The following is a 14,203-nucleotide window of genomic DNA, read 5'->3' as shown; positions in this document are numbered from 1 at the left end:
CGTCAGCCGAACCGCTTCCAAAGGGCGGCATCGCCCAAGGTGGCAACGAACTTTTCGTGAGCGGCGGCCTCGGCCTCGCTCACGCGCGGGGGCAGCGGTTTCGGGCGCGGGCGGGGTCGCCAGGTGACCTGGGCGTCGCCCTGGCGTTGGCCGGTGTCCTTCGGGCCCGTGGCCAGCACCAGGTCGGGCTGCCGCCCGCCGATCAGTTCCAGGTAAACCTCGGCCAGGATCTCGGAATCGAGCAGCGCGCCGTGCTTTTCGCGGGCCGAGTTGTCGACGCCGAAGCGCCGGCACAACGCATCCAGCGTTGCCGGAGAACCGGGGAACCGCTGCCGCGCCATGGCTAGCGTGTCGATCGCCTGTTCCCACGGCAATTGTGGCAGACCCAGCCAGCCGAGTTCGGCGTTCAGGAATTTCATATCGAAGGCGGCGTTGTGGATCACCAGTTTCGCGTCGCCCACGAAGTCGAGGAATTTCTGTCCAATGAACTTGAAGACCGGTTTGTCGCGCAGGAAATCGTCGCCCAGCCCGTGCACGGCGAACGCCTCTTGCGGCATCGGGCGTTCGGGGTTGATGTATTCGTGAAAGGTCTGCCCGGTGGGCAGGTGGTTCCATAGTTCCACCGCGCCGATTTCGACGATCCGGTGACCTTCGGACGGTTCGAAGCCGGTAGTTTCGGTATCCAGAACGATTTCACGCATCGGCGTCTCCCAGTTTCCGGACCAAGGCATGCACCTCGGCACGGGTCTGTTCAAGGGTCCGGGTTTCGATGACATGATCGGCGCGCGCGCGTTTCTCGGCATCGGGCATCTGGCGGGCCAGCATGCCGGCGAACTGGCCCTCGGTCATGCCCGGGCGGGCCAGAACGCGGGCTCGCTGTACCTCGGGGGGGGCGGTCACCACCAACACCGCATCCAGCCACGTTTCGGCACCGGTTTCGAAGAGAAGAGGGATGTCGAGCACGACAAGCGGCGCGTCTGCATGCTCTGCGATGAAACGCGCCCGGTCCTGCGCGACAAGGGGGTGAACGATCGCCTCGATCCGCGTCAGTGAAGAGGGGTCGCGGGCAATCCACGCCTTGAGTGCCGTTCGGTCGACACCAGATTTGGAAACAGCTTCGGGACAGATCGCGGCGATGGGGGCGACCGCAGCCGCGCCCGGTGCATACAGCCGGTGAACGGCGGCGTCCGCGTCCCAGACCGGCACGCCAAAGTCCCGAAAGAACCCGGCGGTCGTCGATTTCCCCATCCCAATGGACCCGGTCAGCCCAAGAAGAAAAGGCCGTCGCGTCATTCGCCCAGAACGACCGCCCGAGCGGCCTCGTCGACGTCGGGGCGGCGGCCGAACCAACGTTCGAAGCCCGGGGCGGCCTGGTGCAACAACATCCCCAGGCCGTCGACAGCGATACAGCCGCGCGCCCGCGCCTCGCGCAGGAAAGTCGTCTCAAGCGGTGTATAGACAAGATCGGACACCACGGTGCCGGGGCTCAGCGCATCCAGCGGCACGCGGAATTCCGACTTGCCCACCATACCCAGCGACGTGGTGTTCACCACGGTCGCGGCACCATCAAGCATGTTGGCCGCCTGTACCCAGTCATGCACGACGATCTTGGGCCCGAACTCGGCGCGCAGCGCCTCGGCGCGCGAGCGGGTGCGGTTGCTTACGCGGATTTCGCGCACGCCCTGTTCGGCAAGTGCCGTGACCACGGCGCGTGCCGCACCGCCCGCCCCCAGAACCGCCGCCGGTCCGGATGTCGGCTCCCATCCCGGCGCGCCCTGACGCAGGTTCTCGATGAAGCCGATCCCGTCGGTATTGTCGGCATGCACCTTGCCATCGGCGCGAAATATCAGCGTATTCGCCGCGCCGATCAGCGCCGCCCTGTCGGACACCAGGTCGGCCAGCCCAAGGATTGTTTCCTTGTGCGGGATCGTCACGTTGACCCCGACGAAGCCCATCTTGGGCAGGGCTGCCAGTACCTCTTTCAGATCGGTCTGGGACACATCCATCGGGATATAGAAGCCACGGATGCCGTAACGCTCCAGCCAGTGGCGGTGCAGCATCGGAGATTTGGAATGCGCGACCGGGGATCCGATCACGCCGGCCAGAGGTATCTTTTCACTCATGACATCAAGGCTCCGCGCGTGGTCAGAAAGGTCAGAAGCGGCAGAAGTGGCAATCCCAACACATCGAAATAGTCGCCTTCGATGCGCGAGAACAATCTTATGCCTTCTTCCTCGAGCTTGTAGGCCCCCACCGAATCGCGCACGCGTTCCCAGTTCCGCTCTAGATACAGGTCTAGATACGCATCTGAAAACGGTCGCATCGTCAGGGTCACGGTACCGACATGGCGCCAAAGCGGGCGCAGGTCGTCATAGACCACGACCGCCGACATCAACTGGTGCGATCCGCCCCGCATCTTACGCAACTGCGCCCGCGCCTCGTCGACCGTGGCAGGTTTGCCCAGCACAAGGCCGCGATGGGCCAGAACCTGATCGCAGCCGATAACCAGCGCCTCGGGCGCCTTGCCCGCGACGCGCTCGGCCTTGAAGGCGGCGAGGGTCTCGGCGATGTCGGCAGGCGTCGCGCCATCGGCCATCATGCCGTCACGAATGGCGTCTTCGTCGACGGGGGCCGGCATCACCTCGAAGACGAGCCCGGCCCGTTCAAGAAGCTGTCGCCGGATCGGCGAACCGGAGGCAAGGATCACGCGGTCAGACATCCGGGCACAACCCTGTGGAAAACCGCGGACAGGACTGTCGCAAGACATGGAACAACCCGACGCCGCGGTCCCGGGGTGCCGGTCACCCGGGAAAAAGTCAAGCGGCCAGGTCCTTCCATCCACGGTGGAGTTTCCCCGCGCACCGCTGTGGGCGAATCGGACTGCGGCAAATCATCCCCGAACATCCACAAGCAAGCCGAATTTCGTGGAAGCGTAAGCCATTGGTATAAAAATACAAAAATCTGATAAGGCCCGCATCCAGGAGATACCAACATCTTTTTCAACAGAACCTTGCCTGTGGGTTAATCCGGGGAGGGACCAATAATCCCCATCGCCCACAGCCCCTACAAAATCATCATCTTTTCTTTTCTTTACTTATTCCTCTAGAAGGGGCCGGGCAGTTCCCAGCGTTGGAGTGGAAAGAATGGGTGAGTTCCTCGCGTCCTTCTATCTTTGGACGAAGTCGCTGCACATCATCGCGGTGCTGACCTGGATGGCAGGTATTTTCTACCTGCCCCGGATCTTCGTCTATCATGTCGAACGCGCCACCGTTGGCAGCGAGACGGACGAGATCTTCAAGGTCATGGAGATGAAGCTGTATCGCTACATCATGAACCCGTCGATCATCGCGGTCTGGATCTTCGGGCTGGCACTGGTGTTCACGCCGGGGATCGTCGATTGGGGGTCGGTCTGGCCCTATGCCAAGGGCGCGGCAGTGATCGCGATGACCTGGTTCCACATGTGGCTGGGAGCGCGGCGCAAGGAATTCCTGGCAGGGGCCAATACCCGTACCGGGCGCACCTACCGGATGATGAACGAACTGCCCACGCTGCTTATGCTGGTGATCGTCTTCGCTGTGGTGCTGAAGTTCTGAGAGATTGACTTAGCGCTACAGGCGGACTAAGAGCGCGTCAGGCGGGCCGTCCGGCCACGCCACCTTCCCTTTTTACGCAAGCTGCGCCCTACCTGGCGCCCCTGCAGCGATATCCTCCCATGACCCAGGACAGCCTAAACCTCGCCGATCTCAAGGCAAAAAGCCCCAAGGACCTTCTCGCGATGGCCGAGGAGCTGGAGATCGAGAACGCTTCGACCATGCGCAAGGGCGACATGATGTTCGCCATCCTCAAGGAGCGGGCCGAGGAAGGCTGGGAAATCTCCGGGGATGGGGTGCTGGAGGTTTTGCAGGACGGGTTCGGTTTCTTGCGGTCGCCCGAGGCAAACTATCTGCCGGGTCCTGACGACATCTACGTGTCGCCCGACATGATCCGCCAGCATTCCCTGCGCACCGGGGATACGGTCGAAGGCGTGATGCAGGCCCCGCGGGAAAACGAACGGTACTTTGCGATCACCAAGGTGACGCAGATCAATTTCCAGGATCCGGAGCAGGCCCGGCACAAGATCAATTTCGACAACCTGACGCCGCTGTACCCTGATGAGCGGCTGAAGATGGAGATCGAGGATCCGACGATCAGGGACCGCTCGGCCCGGATCATCGACCTGGTGGCGCCGATCGGGAAGGGGCAGCGATCGCTGATCGTGGCGCCGCCGCGGACCGGCAAGACGGTTCTGCTGCAGAACATTGCCCATTCGATCGAACGGAACCACCCCGAGTGCTATCTGATCGTGCTGTTGATCGACGAACGCCCGGAAGAGGTGACCGACATGCAGCGTAGCGTGAAGGGTGAGGTGATTTCCTCGACCTTTGACGAACCCGCGACGCGGCACGTTGCGGTGGCCGAGATGGTGATCGAAAAGGCCAAGCGGCTGGTCGAACATAAGCGAGATGTTGTTATTCTGCTCGACTCGATCACAAGACTGGGTAGGGCCTATAACACTGTAGTGCCATCGTCGGGCAAAGTGTTGACCGGTGGTGTTGATGCCAACGCGCTGCAACGTCCGAAACGGTTCTTCGGCGCTGCCCGGAACATCGAAGAGGGTGGGTCGCTGACCATCATCGCGACCGCGCTGATCGACACTGGCAGCCGGATGGACGAAGTTATTTTCGAAGAGTTCAAGGGTACCGGTAATTCGGAAATCGTTCTGGACCGCAAGGTCGCCGACAAGCGCGTATTCCCGGCGATGGACATCCTGAAATCGGGCACCCGGAAAGAGGACCTTCTTGTGGACAAGGGCGATCTGCAAAAGACCTTTGTCCTGCGGCGGATCCTGAACCCGATGGGTACAACCGATGCGATCGAGTTCCTGATTTCCAAGCTCAAGCAGACCAAGACCAATTCCGAATTCTTTGATTCGATGAACACCTGACGGCCCTGTCCAGAGGTGATCGGTGGACACGATCTTCGCCCTCGCGACTGCGCGCGGCAAAGCCGGTGTGGCGGTCATCCGGGTGTCGGGGCCCTGCGCCCATGACGCCGGCCGCGCTTTGGCCGGTGCTCTGCCGCCGGCGCGCAACGCTGGTTTGCGTCGCCTGAAGGATCCGGATGGCGAGCTTATTGACGAGGCCCTTGTGCTTCGGTTCGACAAGGGCGCAAGTTTTACCGGCGAAGACATGGTCGAGTTCCACTGTCATGGCAGTGCCGCCACGGTCGCTGCGGTGCTTCGGGTTCTGGGTGATCTGGATGGTTTGCGGCTGGCCGAACCGGGTGAATTCACGCGGCGCGCGCTTGAAAACGGTGTGCTGGACCTTGCCCAGGTTGAAGGCTTGGGCGATCTCCTCGAGGCCGAAACCGAGGCACAACGCCGTCAGGCTTTGCGTGTGCTGTCAGGTGCCTTGGGTCAGCGCGCAGAGTCGTGGCGCACGGCGCTTATCCGCGCGGCGGCCTTGCTGGAAGCGACGATCGATTTTGCCGACGAAGACGTGCCTGTCGACGTGACGCCGGAAGTTTCGAGATTGCTGGACGATGTCGCGCGATCGCTTCGCGAGGAAATCGCCGGTGTTCAGGTGGCCGAACGAATTCGCGAAGGGTTCGAGGTCGCCATCGTGGGGCCGCCTAACTCTGGAAAATCCACTCTTTTGAATTACTTGGCGGGTCGCGACGCTGCCATAACGTCGGAAAAGGCGGGTACGACGCGGGACGTGATCGAGGTGCGGATGGATCTGCACGGGTTGCCGGTGACGATACTGGACACTGCCGGTTTGCGTGACAGCGACGACACGGTGGAAACGATCGGAATCGAGCGTGCGATTACCCGGGCGCGGGCTGCGGATCTGAGGATATTCCTGCTGGATGCGACAGGCCGACTCGAGGGTCTGGCGCCTTTGCCGGAGGATATCGTTGTGCAAGGGAAGGCGGATCTTCGGGGCAGTTCTGACCTCGCCGTATCCGGGAAGACAGGCGAAGGTGTCGCCGAACTTGTCGCGCGTGTTACCGGAATTCTGGAGGGTCGTGCGGCACGGGCGGTGACGGCGACACGGGAACGGCATCGTCTGGCGATGATTCGGGCGCTCAATTCTATCGTCGAGGCGGGGAATCGGTTATCTGAGGGGATGGAGGCCGCGGAACTTGCCGCCGAGGAGTTGCGGACAGCGATCCGGGCTCTTGATTCGCTTGTGGGGCGTATCGATGTTGAACACGTGCTGGACGAGATTTTCGCACGGTTCTGTCTTGGGAAGTAAGGAGTGTTTCACGTGAAACATCTCGACTTCGATATCATCGTCGTAGGGGGTGGCCATGCAGGGGCCGAGGCCGCCCATGCCGCCGCGCGCCTGGGCGCTCGCGTTGCCCTCGTCACGTTGCGGCGCGACGCAATCGGGGTGATGTCCTGCAACCCGGCGATAGGTGGCTTGGGCAAGGGGCACCTGGTGCGGGAAGTGGATGCGTTGGATGGCGTGATGGGTTTGGCCGCCGACCGCGCCGGAATCCAGTTTCGCCTGCTCAACCGCCGCAAGGGGCCGGCAGTGCAAGGCCCCCGGGCCCAGGCCGACCGGAAATTGTACCGCGAGGCGGTGCAGGCCGCGTTGTCCGGCATCGAATGCCTGTCGATCATCGAGGGCGAAGTGGTCGACTTGCTGGAGGATCGAGGCCGGATCACCGGTGTTCGGCTGGCCGACTCGTCCGAAATCCATGCGCACGCCGTTGTTCTGACAACGGGAACGTTCCTGCGCGGCGTGATCCATATCGGAGACCGGCGGATGGACGGCGGACGAATGGGTGATCGCCCTTCGGTGCCATTGGCCCAGAGGATCGACGCCTTTGGACTACCACTCGGTCGTCTCAAGACGGGAACCCCGCCACGACTGGATGGGCGTAGCATCGACTGGCACCGGCTTGGATCTCAGCCAGGTGACGATGAACCGGTCTTGTTTTCCTTTCTATCGCAGACGGTTGCAGTGCCACAGATTTCTTGCGGAATCACGCACACAAACGCGCGGACCCATGAGATCATTCGCGAAAATCTTGGTCGTTCCGCGATGTATGGGGGCCATATCGAAGGCGTGGGGCCCCGCTATTGCCCGTCCATCGAGGACAAGGTGGTGCGCTTTGCCGATAAGGACTCGCACCAGATTTTCCTGGAACCAGAAGGACTTGACGACCCGACGGTTTATCCCAACGGAATATCGACGTCCTTGCCGGAAGAGGTGCAGGAGGCCTATGTCCGGTCAATCTTGGGGCTTGAGCAAGCAAGAATTCTGCAGCCGGGTTATGCGATCGAGTATGATTACATTGATCCGCGGGCGTTGCGCGCGACACTGGAACTGCGGGATGTGCCGGGGCTTTACCTGGCTGGGCAGATCAATGGAACGACCGGATATGAGGAGGCGGCTGCACAGGGGCTCGTCGCCGGTCTGAACGCCGCTTGCCAGGCCAAAGGGAACGCGCCTGTGCCGTTTACCCGAACCAACAGCTATATCGGGGTCATGATTGATGACCTTGTGACGAGGGGGGTCAGCGAACCTTACCGGATGTTCACGTCGCGAGCCGAGTTCCGTCTTTCGCTGCGCGCCGACAACGCTGATCAGCGTTTGACGCCTTTGGGGATGGAAATCGGATGTGTTGGGCCGGACCGGGCAAGGGTGTTCGACACCAAGATGGAGCAGATGGATAAGGCGCGAAGCCGCCTCGAGGCGATGTCCCTGACGCCAAAGCAGATCTCGGAAGCGGGTATTAAGGTGAATGCGGATGGAGCGCGGCGGAGCGGTCTGGATGTTCTGGCCTTTCCAGATGTGGGTTTTGCCGATCTTGTTCCACTAGATCCCGCGTTGGAACGGACAGCGCCGGAGATTCGCGCCCAGATCGAACGCGATGCCTTGTATGCCAACTACATAAGGCGGCAGGCACAGGATGTGGAAGCCATGCGCCGCGACGAGGCGCAGGCCCTTCCATCGGATTTTCCTTACGAGCGGATAGAGGGGTTGTCCAACGAGTTGAAATCCAAGCTGTCCGTTGCGCGCCCCGAAACCTTGGCGCAGGCGGCGCGAATCGACGGGATGACGCCGGCTGCCCTGACATTGGTCCTGGCGCGGCTTCGCCAGATGGAGCGTCAGTCGGCATGAGTGTCGCGCCGTTGCCAGCGAGCGATGTTTCACGTGAAACATCAGACCGCCTGTCTCGACTAAAAGACCTGATTCGCAAATGGAATCCGGCGATCAATCTGGTGTCCAAGGGCAGCCTGGATGATCTTGAGAATCGCCACGTAATTGATTCCATGCAGGTTTTCGATCATTCGCCTAAAGGCGCCCGGCGCTGGACGGATTTGGGCAGCGGCGGAGGATTTCCGGGACTCGTCGTGGCTATTCTAGCGGCCGAGCATGCGCCGCTGCTCGAGGTAGACTTGATTGAAAGCGACAAGCGAAAGGCCGCGTTCCTGCAGACCGCCGCACGCGAGCTGGGATTAGGCAATATTAGCGTGTTCGCCAAGCGAATCGAGGATGTTCCGCCGCGCGGCGCGGATGTCGTGTCTGCCCGCGCCCTTGCGCCGCTGGATACGCTTATCGGTTTGTCGTATCGCCATCTTGCCCATGATGGGATCGCCCTGTTTCTAAAAGGTGCCCAGCATGTGCGCGAACTCGACCACGCGCTTGCATCCTGGACATTCGACGTTCAGAAATTTCCCAGCAAGACCGATCCCCAGGCCGTCATCCTGAAACTCGGAGGCATCGCCCGTGTCTGACCCCACGCGCCCCAAGGGGCCCAAGATCATCGCCGTGGCGAATCAGAAGGGTGGCGTCGGAAAAACGACCACGACGATCAACGTTGCCGCCGCCCTGGTTGAGGAAGGAAAGCGCGTCCTGATCGTCGATATCGACCCGCAGGGTAATGCGTCGACGGGGCTGGGCGTCGAAGCCGAGCAGCGAGACAAGACAACATATGACCTTCTTCTGGATGAGGCGCCGCTGTCTGAAATCATCCAGGAGACTGAGATCGACGGACTTTTGATTGCGCCTGCGACGACCGATCTCAGCTCGGCGGATATCGAGATGGTGTCAAACGAAAAGCGCAGCTTTCTGCTGCATGATGCGCTGCGTCAGCCCGAGATCGACCGGTATCGCCTTGAGTTCATTCTGATCGACTGTCCGCCGTCCCTGAACCTTTTGACGGTGAACGCCATGGTGGCCGCGCATTCGGTTCTTGTCCCGCTCCAAAGCGAATTCTTTGCGCTTGAAGGGCTGTCGCAACTGATGTTGACGATTCGCGACCTGCGTCAGACCGCCAATCCCGAGCTTCGGATCGAGGGTGTGGTGATGACGATGTCGGACAAGCGTAACAACCTGGCCCAGCAGGTCGAAAGCGATGCGCGAGCCTATCTGGGTGACCTGGTCTTCCGGACAGTGATTCCGCGCAACGTCCGTGTCAGCGAGGCGCCGTCTTTCGCGATGCCGGTTCTCGACTATGATCCGCTTTCCAAAGGGGCCCAAGCCTATCGCGCCTTGGCACGCGAGATGTTGGGTATTATGACGCCAGAAACCGCATGATATGGGGGTAGGGCGATGACAACGAAGAAAACCGCCAAGCGCGGTCTGGGCCGTGGCCTTTCGGCCTTGATGGCCGATGTGCAGATTGACCCGGCACCCGAAGCAGGCGAGGCGCCCCGGACCAAAGCCGATCAGGTGGTCCCGCTCGATCTGGTCGAACCGAACCCGGACCAGCCGCGGCGGCAGTTTTCGGACGAGGCGCTGCAGGAACTGGCGGCGTCGATCCGCGAAAAGGGGGTCATCCAGCCGCTGATCGTGAGGCCAAGCAAGCGCAGCGCGGGCCGATTCGAAATCGTGGCGGGGGAACGTCGCTGGCGTGCCTGCCAGATCGCGCAACGCCACGACGTGCCGGTGATCGTTCGCGAATTGGACGATATCGAGGTGCTCGAGATCGCGATCATCGAAAACATCCAGCGTGCGGACCTGAACGCGGTCGAAGAGGCGATGGGTTACCGCCAGCTGATGGACCGGTTCGGACACACCCAGGACAAGGTGGCCGAGGCGCTGGGCAAAAGCCGCAGTCATATCGCGAACCTGCTGCGGTTGCTTCAGTTGCCCGAGGAGGTACTGGACCATGTTCGGCAAGGCCGGATAAGCGCCGGGCACGCGCGCGCATTGATCACGACCGACGAACCGGGGCGGTTGGCACGGGAAGTTATCAAGGGGCAGTTGTCGGTTCGGGAAACCGAAAAGCTCGCGAAACGTTCGTCCGCATCAGATGCCAAGCCGCGCAAACGCGCGGCATCGCCGGAGAAAGATGCCGACACCCGGGCGTTGGAACAGGATCTCTCGGCGAACCTGGGAATGAAAGTCGGGATCGAGCATTTGGCTGATGGATCCGGGCGGCTGATCGTCGAGTACAAGACGCTTGAAGAACTGGATACGTTGTGCGCTGCGCTCAGCTCGGCACGCGAGAATATATTCGACTGACCGACGTCAGCCGGACAGAAGTTCGCGGAGGACACTGTTGAGCAATGCACGGCCCGTGGTCGTGGCCCGCAACCTATCGCCGTCCTGAACAATCAGATTCATATCCTTTAGAGCATTGATATTGTTGCGATTTAAAGGTGCTCCTGCAAGACGGGCATAGCGGGTCAGCGAAATCCCCTCGGCAAGGCGCAGTCCCATCAACAGGTATTCGGTTGATTGATCCGCAGGGCTGAGCGGCGTTCTTTCCGTCTCGCCCGTGCCCCGCTGGCTGACACGGGCCAGCCAGTCCGAAGGCGACAACGGCGTTTCGATCGCCCAGCGCCGCCTGCCAAGGGTCAGCCGACCATGGGCGCCGGGACCGATCCCGGCATAATCGCCATATCGCCAATAGATCAGGTTGTGCCGGGATTCCGCCCCCGGCCGGGCGTGGTTCGACACCTCATAGGCGGGCAGACCGGCCTTGGCGCAAACCTCTTGCGTCAAGGCATACATGTCCGCCGCGCGGTCGTCATCGGGCAAATCCCGCAACAGACCACGGGCATGGCGGTCGCCGAATGCCGTCCCCGGTTCGATGGTCAACTGATACAGCGAAAGGTGGTCGACGGCCATCGCCAGCGCCTCGTCCAGCTCCGCGCGCCACTCTTCGGGTGTCTGACCTTGCCGGGCATAGATCAGATCGAAGCTGACCCTGTCGAACGCGGCGCGAGCAATGTCAAAGGCCGCGCGGGCCTCGGCGGTATCGTGCAAACGGCCCAGCCTGCGCAGATCCGCGTCGTTCAGCGCCTGCACCCCAAGAGACACCCGGTTCACGCCGGCATCGCGAAAGCCCGCAAAGCGGCCGGCCTCGACAGACGTCGGGTTTGCCTCGAGCGTGACCTCCATGTCGTTGGCGCAGGGCCACGTCTTGCGTATCGCCTGGAGAATCGCGGCCACGAGATCAGGATCCATCAGGCTGGGTGTGCCGCCGCCGAAGAACACGGTATTCAGAGTGCGGGGCCCGGTTTCCTGGCCGATCCGTTGAATTTCAGACAGGTAAGCCGATTTCCAGGCAGCCGTGTCGAAGGTCGCCGCGACATGGCTGTTGAAGTCGCAATAGGGACACTTGGCCAGGCAGAACGGCCAGTGGATATACAGGCCGAAGCCGCCTGCTTGCCAGTCTTCAGCGGTCAAAGGCTGTGACCAGTTTCTCGAAGGCGCGGCCGCGGTGGCTGATCCGGTTCTTTTCCCAGCGGTCCATCTCGGCAAAGGTCAGATCGAACCCGTCGGGCTGAAAGATCGGATCATAGCCATGCCCCTGGTCGCCGCGCATCGGCCAGACGATCCGGCCGGGAATCTCTCCCTCGAACACTTCGTCCTGACCATCCGGCCAGGCCAGCACGAAGGTGCAACGGAACCGTGCGGTGCGCGGTTCGGGTGCGTTCGCCTCCTCGAGCTTGGTCCAAACCTTTTCCATCGCCATCGCAAAGTCGCGACCAGACCCTGTTTCGGCCCAGTCGGCGGTGTAAACGCCCGGATCGCCGCCCAAGGCGTCCACCGACAATCCGCTGTCGTCGGCCAGTGCCGGCAGGCCGGTCGCACGGGCGGCGGCATGTGCCTTGATGCGGGCATTGCCGACGAAGGTATCTTCGGTTTCCTCGGGTTCTGGCAGGTTCAACTCTGCTGCGCCGACGACGGAAACCCCGTAAGGTTCCAGAAGATGCGCGATCTCTTCCAGCTTTCCGCGGTTATGCGTCGCCACCAGCAACCTGTCGCCCGTGAAACGGCGCATGGGTCAGGCTCCGACCGCGGCCTTTTGCGCCGCGACCAGTTCGGCCACGCCCTTGTCGGCAAGCCCCAGCAGGTGATCCATCTGTTCGCGTGAGAAGGTCGACCCCTCGGCCGACATCTGAACCTCGATCAGGCGGCCCGAACCGGTCATCACGAAGTTGCCGTCGACACCGGCCTCGCTGTCTTCGGGATAATCGAGGTCAAGAACCGGCTGGCCGGCATAGATGCCGCAGGATACGGCCGCCACCGGATCGGTCATCGGATCCGAGATCACGTCGCCGGTCTTCATCAGCTTGTTCACCGCCAGACGCAGTGCGACCCAACCGCCGGTAATGGCCGCACAACGGGTGCCGCCATCGGCCTGGATAACATCGCAATCGACGGTGATCTGGCGTTCGCCCAGCGCCACGCGGTCGACGCCGGCGCGCAGGCTGCGCCCGATCAGCCGCTGGATCTCAACGGTGCGCCCGCCCTGTTTGCCCGCGGACGCCTCGCGCCGCATGCGCGTCGTCGTGGCCCGCGGCAGCATCCCGTATTCGGCCGTCACCCACCCGAGGCCAGAGTTCTTGAGAAATGGCGGAACCCTCTCTTCTAGCGAGGCGGTGCACAGCACATGGGTGTCGCCCACCCGGATCAGGCACGAGCCCTCGGCGTGTTTCGTTACCCCGGTCTCGATTGAAACCGGGCGCATTTCACTTACATCACGGCCAGACGGGCGCATCGCAAATCCTCTCTCGCATTCGGCGCTTTGCTCCCACGAGAGGGGACTTGATGCAAGCCCGATTGACGGACCGTCGCGCTGTCCTTTAATTGCATCGCTTCGCTGGAGACATGCCAAGGTGACCGAAACCCAGAGCCTTCTCGAAGAGATGAACGACCGCTCGCGCGAAGTGTTTCGCCGCGTGGTCGAAGGCTATCTGGAAACCGGAGACCCGGTCGGGTCGCGAACGCTGACCCGCACGATGAGCGAGAAGGTCAGCGCGGCGACGATCCGCAACGTGATGCAGGACCTGGAATTCCTGGGCCTTCTGGACAGCCCCCACGTGTCCGCCGGCCGCGTGCCGACCCAGTTGGGGCTTCGGATGTTCGTCGACGGTCTGCTGGAAGTGCGCGAGCTTGAGAATGACGACCGTCAGAAGATCGACGCCACGCTGGGCAGCAACGAACGCGATGTGGGCGCGATGCTGGACCGGATCGGGTCGGCCCTGTCGGGTGTGACCCACGGTGCGAGTTTGGTGCTTGCTCCCAAGCACGAGGCGCCGATCAAGCATATCGAGTTCGTCAGCCTCGCCCCGGACCGGGCGCTGACGGTGTTGGTCTTCGCCGATGGGCATGTCGAGAACCGGTTGTTCCAGCCCGCACCGGGGCAGACCCCGTCCTCGATGCGAGAGGCCGCCAATTTCCTGAATGCCCTGGCTGCGGGCAAGACGCTGAGCGAGCTGCGCGAGGTGATGCAGGTCGAGATCGCGCGTCGCCGACAGGAGCTGAACGAGCTCGCGCGCGTGATGGTCGAGGCCGGGCTGGCAGTCTGGGAGAACGAGGGCGAGCCCCATGCCCGCCTGATCGTGCGCGGCAGGGCGAACCTTTTGGCCGACAGCGCCGAGGCCGAGGAGCTGGACCGCATCCGCACCCTGTTCGACGACCTGGAACGCAAGCGCGACATCGTCGAATTTCTTGAACTCGCCGAAGAAGGCGAGGGGGTGCGGATCTTCATCGGATCCGAAAACAAGCTTTTTTCACTTTCGGGTTCCTCTCTGGTGGTCTCTCCATATATGAACGCTGACCGAAAGATCATTGGCGCCGTGGGCGTGATCGGGCCGACCCGACTGAATTACGGGCGGATCGTGCCCATCGTCGACTACACGGCTCAACTGGTCGGAAAGCTGATCTCCGACCGGGGTAAGGGATAAGGC

15 protein-coding genes are annotated in these 14,203 nt (G+C 62.1%); 8 read left to right on the top strand and 7 right to left on the bottom strand.

What is annotated here, in order from left to right; translation table 11 throughout:
- Positions 1 to 2 precede the first annotated feature (2 nt).
- From dnaQ to EV662_RS13370, 4 genes are read right to left on the bottom strand one after another with little or no spacing between them, the layout of a single operon-like run.
- Positions 3 to 701 carry a DNA polymerase III subunit epsilon gene (gene dnaQ, locus EV662_RS13385; RefSeq protein WP_132463349.1) on the bottom strand — a complete coding sequence of 233 codons (699 nt, stop codon included), beginning with the start codon at positions 699 to 701 and terminating at the stop codon, positions 3 to 5.
- Positions 694 to 1,293, bottom strand: a complete 600-nt coding sequence (coaE, locus tag EV662_RS13380; protein WP_132463346.1) for a dephospho-CoA kinase — start codon at positions 1,291 to 1,293, stop codon at positions 694 to 696. The genes dnaQ and coaE overlap by 8 nt, the downstream gene beginning before the upstream one ends.
- On the bottom strand, positions 1,290 to 2,123 hold the full coding sequence (locus tag EV662_RS13375) for a shikimate dehydrogenase (protein WP_132463343.1): 834 nt from the start codon (positions 2,121 to 2,123) through the stop codon (positions 1,290 to 1,292). Before EV662_RS13375 ends, coaE begins: the two co-directional genes overlap by 4 nt.
- Entirely contained in the window at positions 2,120 to 2,719 is a 600-nt protein-coding gene (locus EV662_RS13370) for a Maf family protein (RefSeq protein WP_132463340.1), read from the bottom strand. The genes EV662_RS13375 and EV662_RS13370 overlap by 4 nt, the downstream gene beginning before the upstream one ends.
- Before the next feature lie 424 nt (positions 2,720 to 3,143).
- Here EV662_RS13370 and EV662_RS13365 point away from each other — a divergent pair, with 424 nt between their 5' ends.
- From EV662_RS13365 to EV662_RS13335, 7 genes are all read left to right on the top strand, one after another.
- Positions 3,144 to 3,593 (top strand): CopD family protein, encoded by a 450-nt coding sequence (locus tag EV662_RS13365; protein ID WP_132463337.1) that lies wholly within the window; start codon positions 3,144 to 3,146, stop codon positions 3,591 to 3,593.
- Positions 3,594 to 3,712: 119 nt separating this feature from the next.
- Positions 3,713 to 4,984 carry a transcription termination factor Rho gene (rho, locus tag EV662_RS13360; RefSeq protein WP_132463334.1) on the top strand — a complete coding sequence of 424 codons (1,272 nt, stop codon included), beginning with the start codon at positions 3,713 to 3,715 and terminating at the stop codon, positions 4,982 to 4,984.
- Between the two features lie 22 nt (positions 4,985 to 5,006).
- Positions 5,007 to 6,296 (top strand): tRNA uridine-5-carboxymethylaminomethyl(34) synthesis GTPase MnmE, encoded by a 1,290-nt coding sequence (gene mnmE, locus EV662_RS13355; RefSeq protein ID WP_132463331.1) that lies wholly within the window; start codon positions 5,007 to 5,009, stop codon positions 6,294 to 6,296.
- A 12-nt stretch (positions 6,297 to 6,308) separates the two neighbouring features.
- The gene (gene mnmG, locus EV662_RS13350; protein WP_132463328.1) at positions 6,309 to 8,174 is read left to right on the top strand and encodes a tRNA uridine-5-carboxymethylaminomethyl(34) synthesis enzyme MnmG; all 1,866 of its coding nucleotides are present in this window, start codon (positions 6,309 to 6,311) and stop codon (positions 8,172 to 8,174) included.
- Complete coding sequence (gene rsmG / locus EV662_RS13345; protein WP_132463325.1) at positions 8,171 to 8,791, top strand: 16S rRNA (guanine(527)-N(7))-methyltransferase RsmG; 621 nt, start codon at positions 8,171 to 8,173, stop codon at positions 8,789 to 8,791. The genes mnmG and rsmG overlap by 4 nt, the downstream gene beginning before the upstream one ends.
- On the top strand, positions 8,784 to 9,593 hold the full coding sequence (locus EV662_RS13340; RefSeq protein ID WP_132463322.1) for a ParA family protein: 810 nt from the start codon (positions 8,784 to 8,786) through the stop codon (positions 9,591 to 9,593). The genes rsmG and EV662_RS13340 overlap by 8 nt, the downstream gene beginning before the upstream one ends.
- Positions 9,594 to 9,608: 15 nt before the next feature.
- Positions 9,609 to 10,523, top strand: a complete 915-nt coding sequence (locus EV662_RS13335) for a ParB/RepB/Spo0J family partition protein (RefSeq protein ID WP_132463319.1) — start codon at positions 9,609 to 9,611, stop codon at positions 10,521 to 10,523.
- Between the two features lie 6 nt (positions 10,524 to 10,529).
- Here the strand turns inward: EV662_RS13335 and hemW are convergent, their stop codons facing one another.
- Genes hemW through rph form a run of 3 tightly spaced genes read right to left on the bottom strand, consistent with a single transcriptional unit; the run spans position 10,530 to position 13,011 of the window.
- Positions 10,530 to 11,693 (bottom strand): radical SAM family heme chaperone HemW, encoded by a 1,164-nt coding sequence (hemW, locus tag EV662_RS13330; protein ID WP_132463475.1) that lies wholly within the window; start codon positions 11,691 to 11,693, stop codon positions 10,530 to 10,532.
- Positions 11,683 to 12,291, bottom strand: coding sequence for an RdgB/HAM1 family non-canonical purine NTP pyrophosphatase (gene rdgB, locus EV662_RS13325; protein ID WP_132463316.1), 609 nt, complete (start codon positions 12,289 to 12,291; stop codon positions 11,683 to 11,685). Before rdgB ends, hemW begins: the two co-directional genes overlap by 11 nt.
- Before the next feature lie 3 nt (positions 12,292 to 12,294).
- The gene (rph, locus tag EV662_RS13320) at positions 12,295 to 13,011 is read right to left on the bottom strand and encodes a ribonuclease PH (protein ID WP_132463313.1); all 717 of its coding nucleotides are present in this window, start codon (positions 13,009 to 13,011) and stop codon (positions 12,295 to 12,297) included.
- Between the two features lie 148 nt (positions 13,012 to 13,159).
- Here rph and hrcA point away from each other — a divergent pair, with 148 nt between their 5' ends.
- Complete coding sequence (hrcA, locus tag EV662_RS13315; RefSeq protein ID WP_425057029.1) at positions 13,160 to 14,200, top strand: heat-inducible transcriptional repressor HrcA; 1,041 nt, start codon at positions 13,160 to 13,162, stop codon at positions 14,198 to 14,200.
- The last annotated feature ends 3 nt before the right edge of the window (positions 14,201 to 14,203 follow it).

Origin of the sequence: Rhodovulum marinum (genome assembly GCF_004343075.1) — a bacterium.
Lineage (GTDB): Bacteria > Pseudomonadota > Alphaproteobacteria > Rhodobacterales > Rhodobacteraceae > Rhodovulum > Rhodovulum marinum.
This window is presented reverse-complemented; position numbering and strand designations above follow the sequence as displayed.

What these genes read in the sequence shown, in the direction of transcription:
- dnaQ (WP_132463349.1), bottom strand. Translation starts at nt 701, where the DNA reads ATGCGTGAAATCGTTCTGGATACCGAAACTACCGGCTTCGAACCGTCC.
- coaE (WP_132463346.1), bottom strand. Translation starts at nt 1,293, where the DNA reads ATGACGCGACGGCCTTTTCTTCTTGGGCTGACCGGGTCCATTGGGATG.
- EV662_RS13375 (WP_132463343.1), bottom strand. Translation starts at nt 2,123, where the DNA reads ATGAGTGAAAAGATACCTCTGGCCGGCGTGATCGGATCCCCGGTCGCG.
- EV662_RS13370 (WP_132463340.1), bottom strand. Translation starts at nt 2,719, where the DNA reads ATGTCTGACCGCGTGATCCTTGCCTCCGGTTCGCCGATCCGGCGACAG.
- EV662_RS13365 (WP_132463337.1), top strand. Translation starts at nt 3,144, where the DNA reads ATGGGTGAGTTCCTCGCGTCCTTCTATCTTTGGACGAAGTCGCTGCAC.
- rho (WP_132463334.1), top strand. Translation starts at nt 3,713, where the DNA reads ATGACCCAGGACAGCCTAAACCTCGCCGATCTCAAGGCAAAAAGCCCC.
- rsmG (WP_132463325.1), top strand. Translation starts at nt 8,171, where the DNA reads ATGAGTGTCGCGCCGTTGCCAGCGAGCGATGTTTCACGTGAAACATCA.
- EV662_RS13335 (WP_132463319.1), top strand. Translation starts at nt 9,609, where the DNA reads ATGACAACGAAGAAAACCGCCAAGCGCGGTCTGGGCCGTGGCCTTTCG.
- rdgB (WP_132463316.1), bottom strand. Translation starts at nt 12,291, where the DNA reads ATGCGCCGTTTCACGGGCGACAGGTTGCTGGTGGCGACGCATAACCGC.
- rph (WP_132463313.1), bottom strand. Translation starts at nt 13,011, where the DNA reads ATGCGCCCGTCTGGCCGTGATGTAAGTGAAATGCGCCCGGTTTCAATC.
- hrcA (WP_425057029.1), top strand. Translation starts at nt 13,160, where the DNA reads ATGAACGACCGCTCGCGCGAAGTGTTTCGCCGCGTGGTCGAAGGCTAT.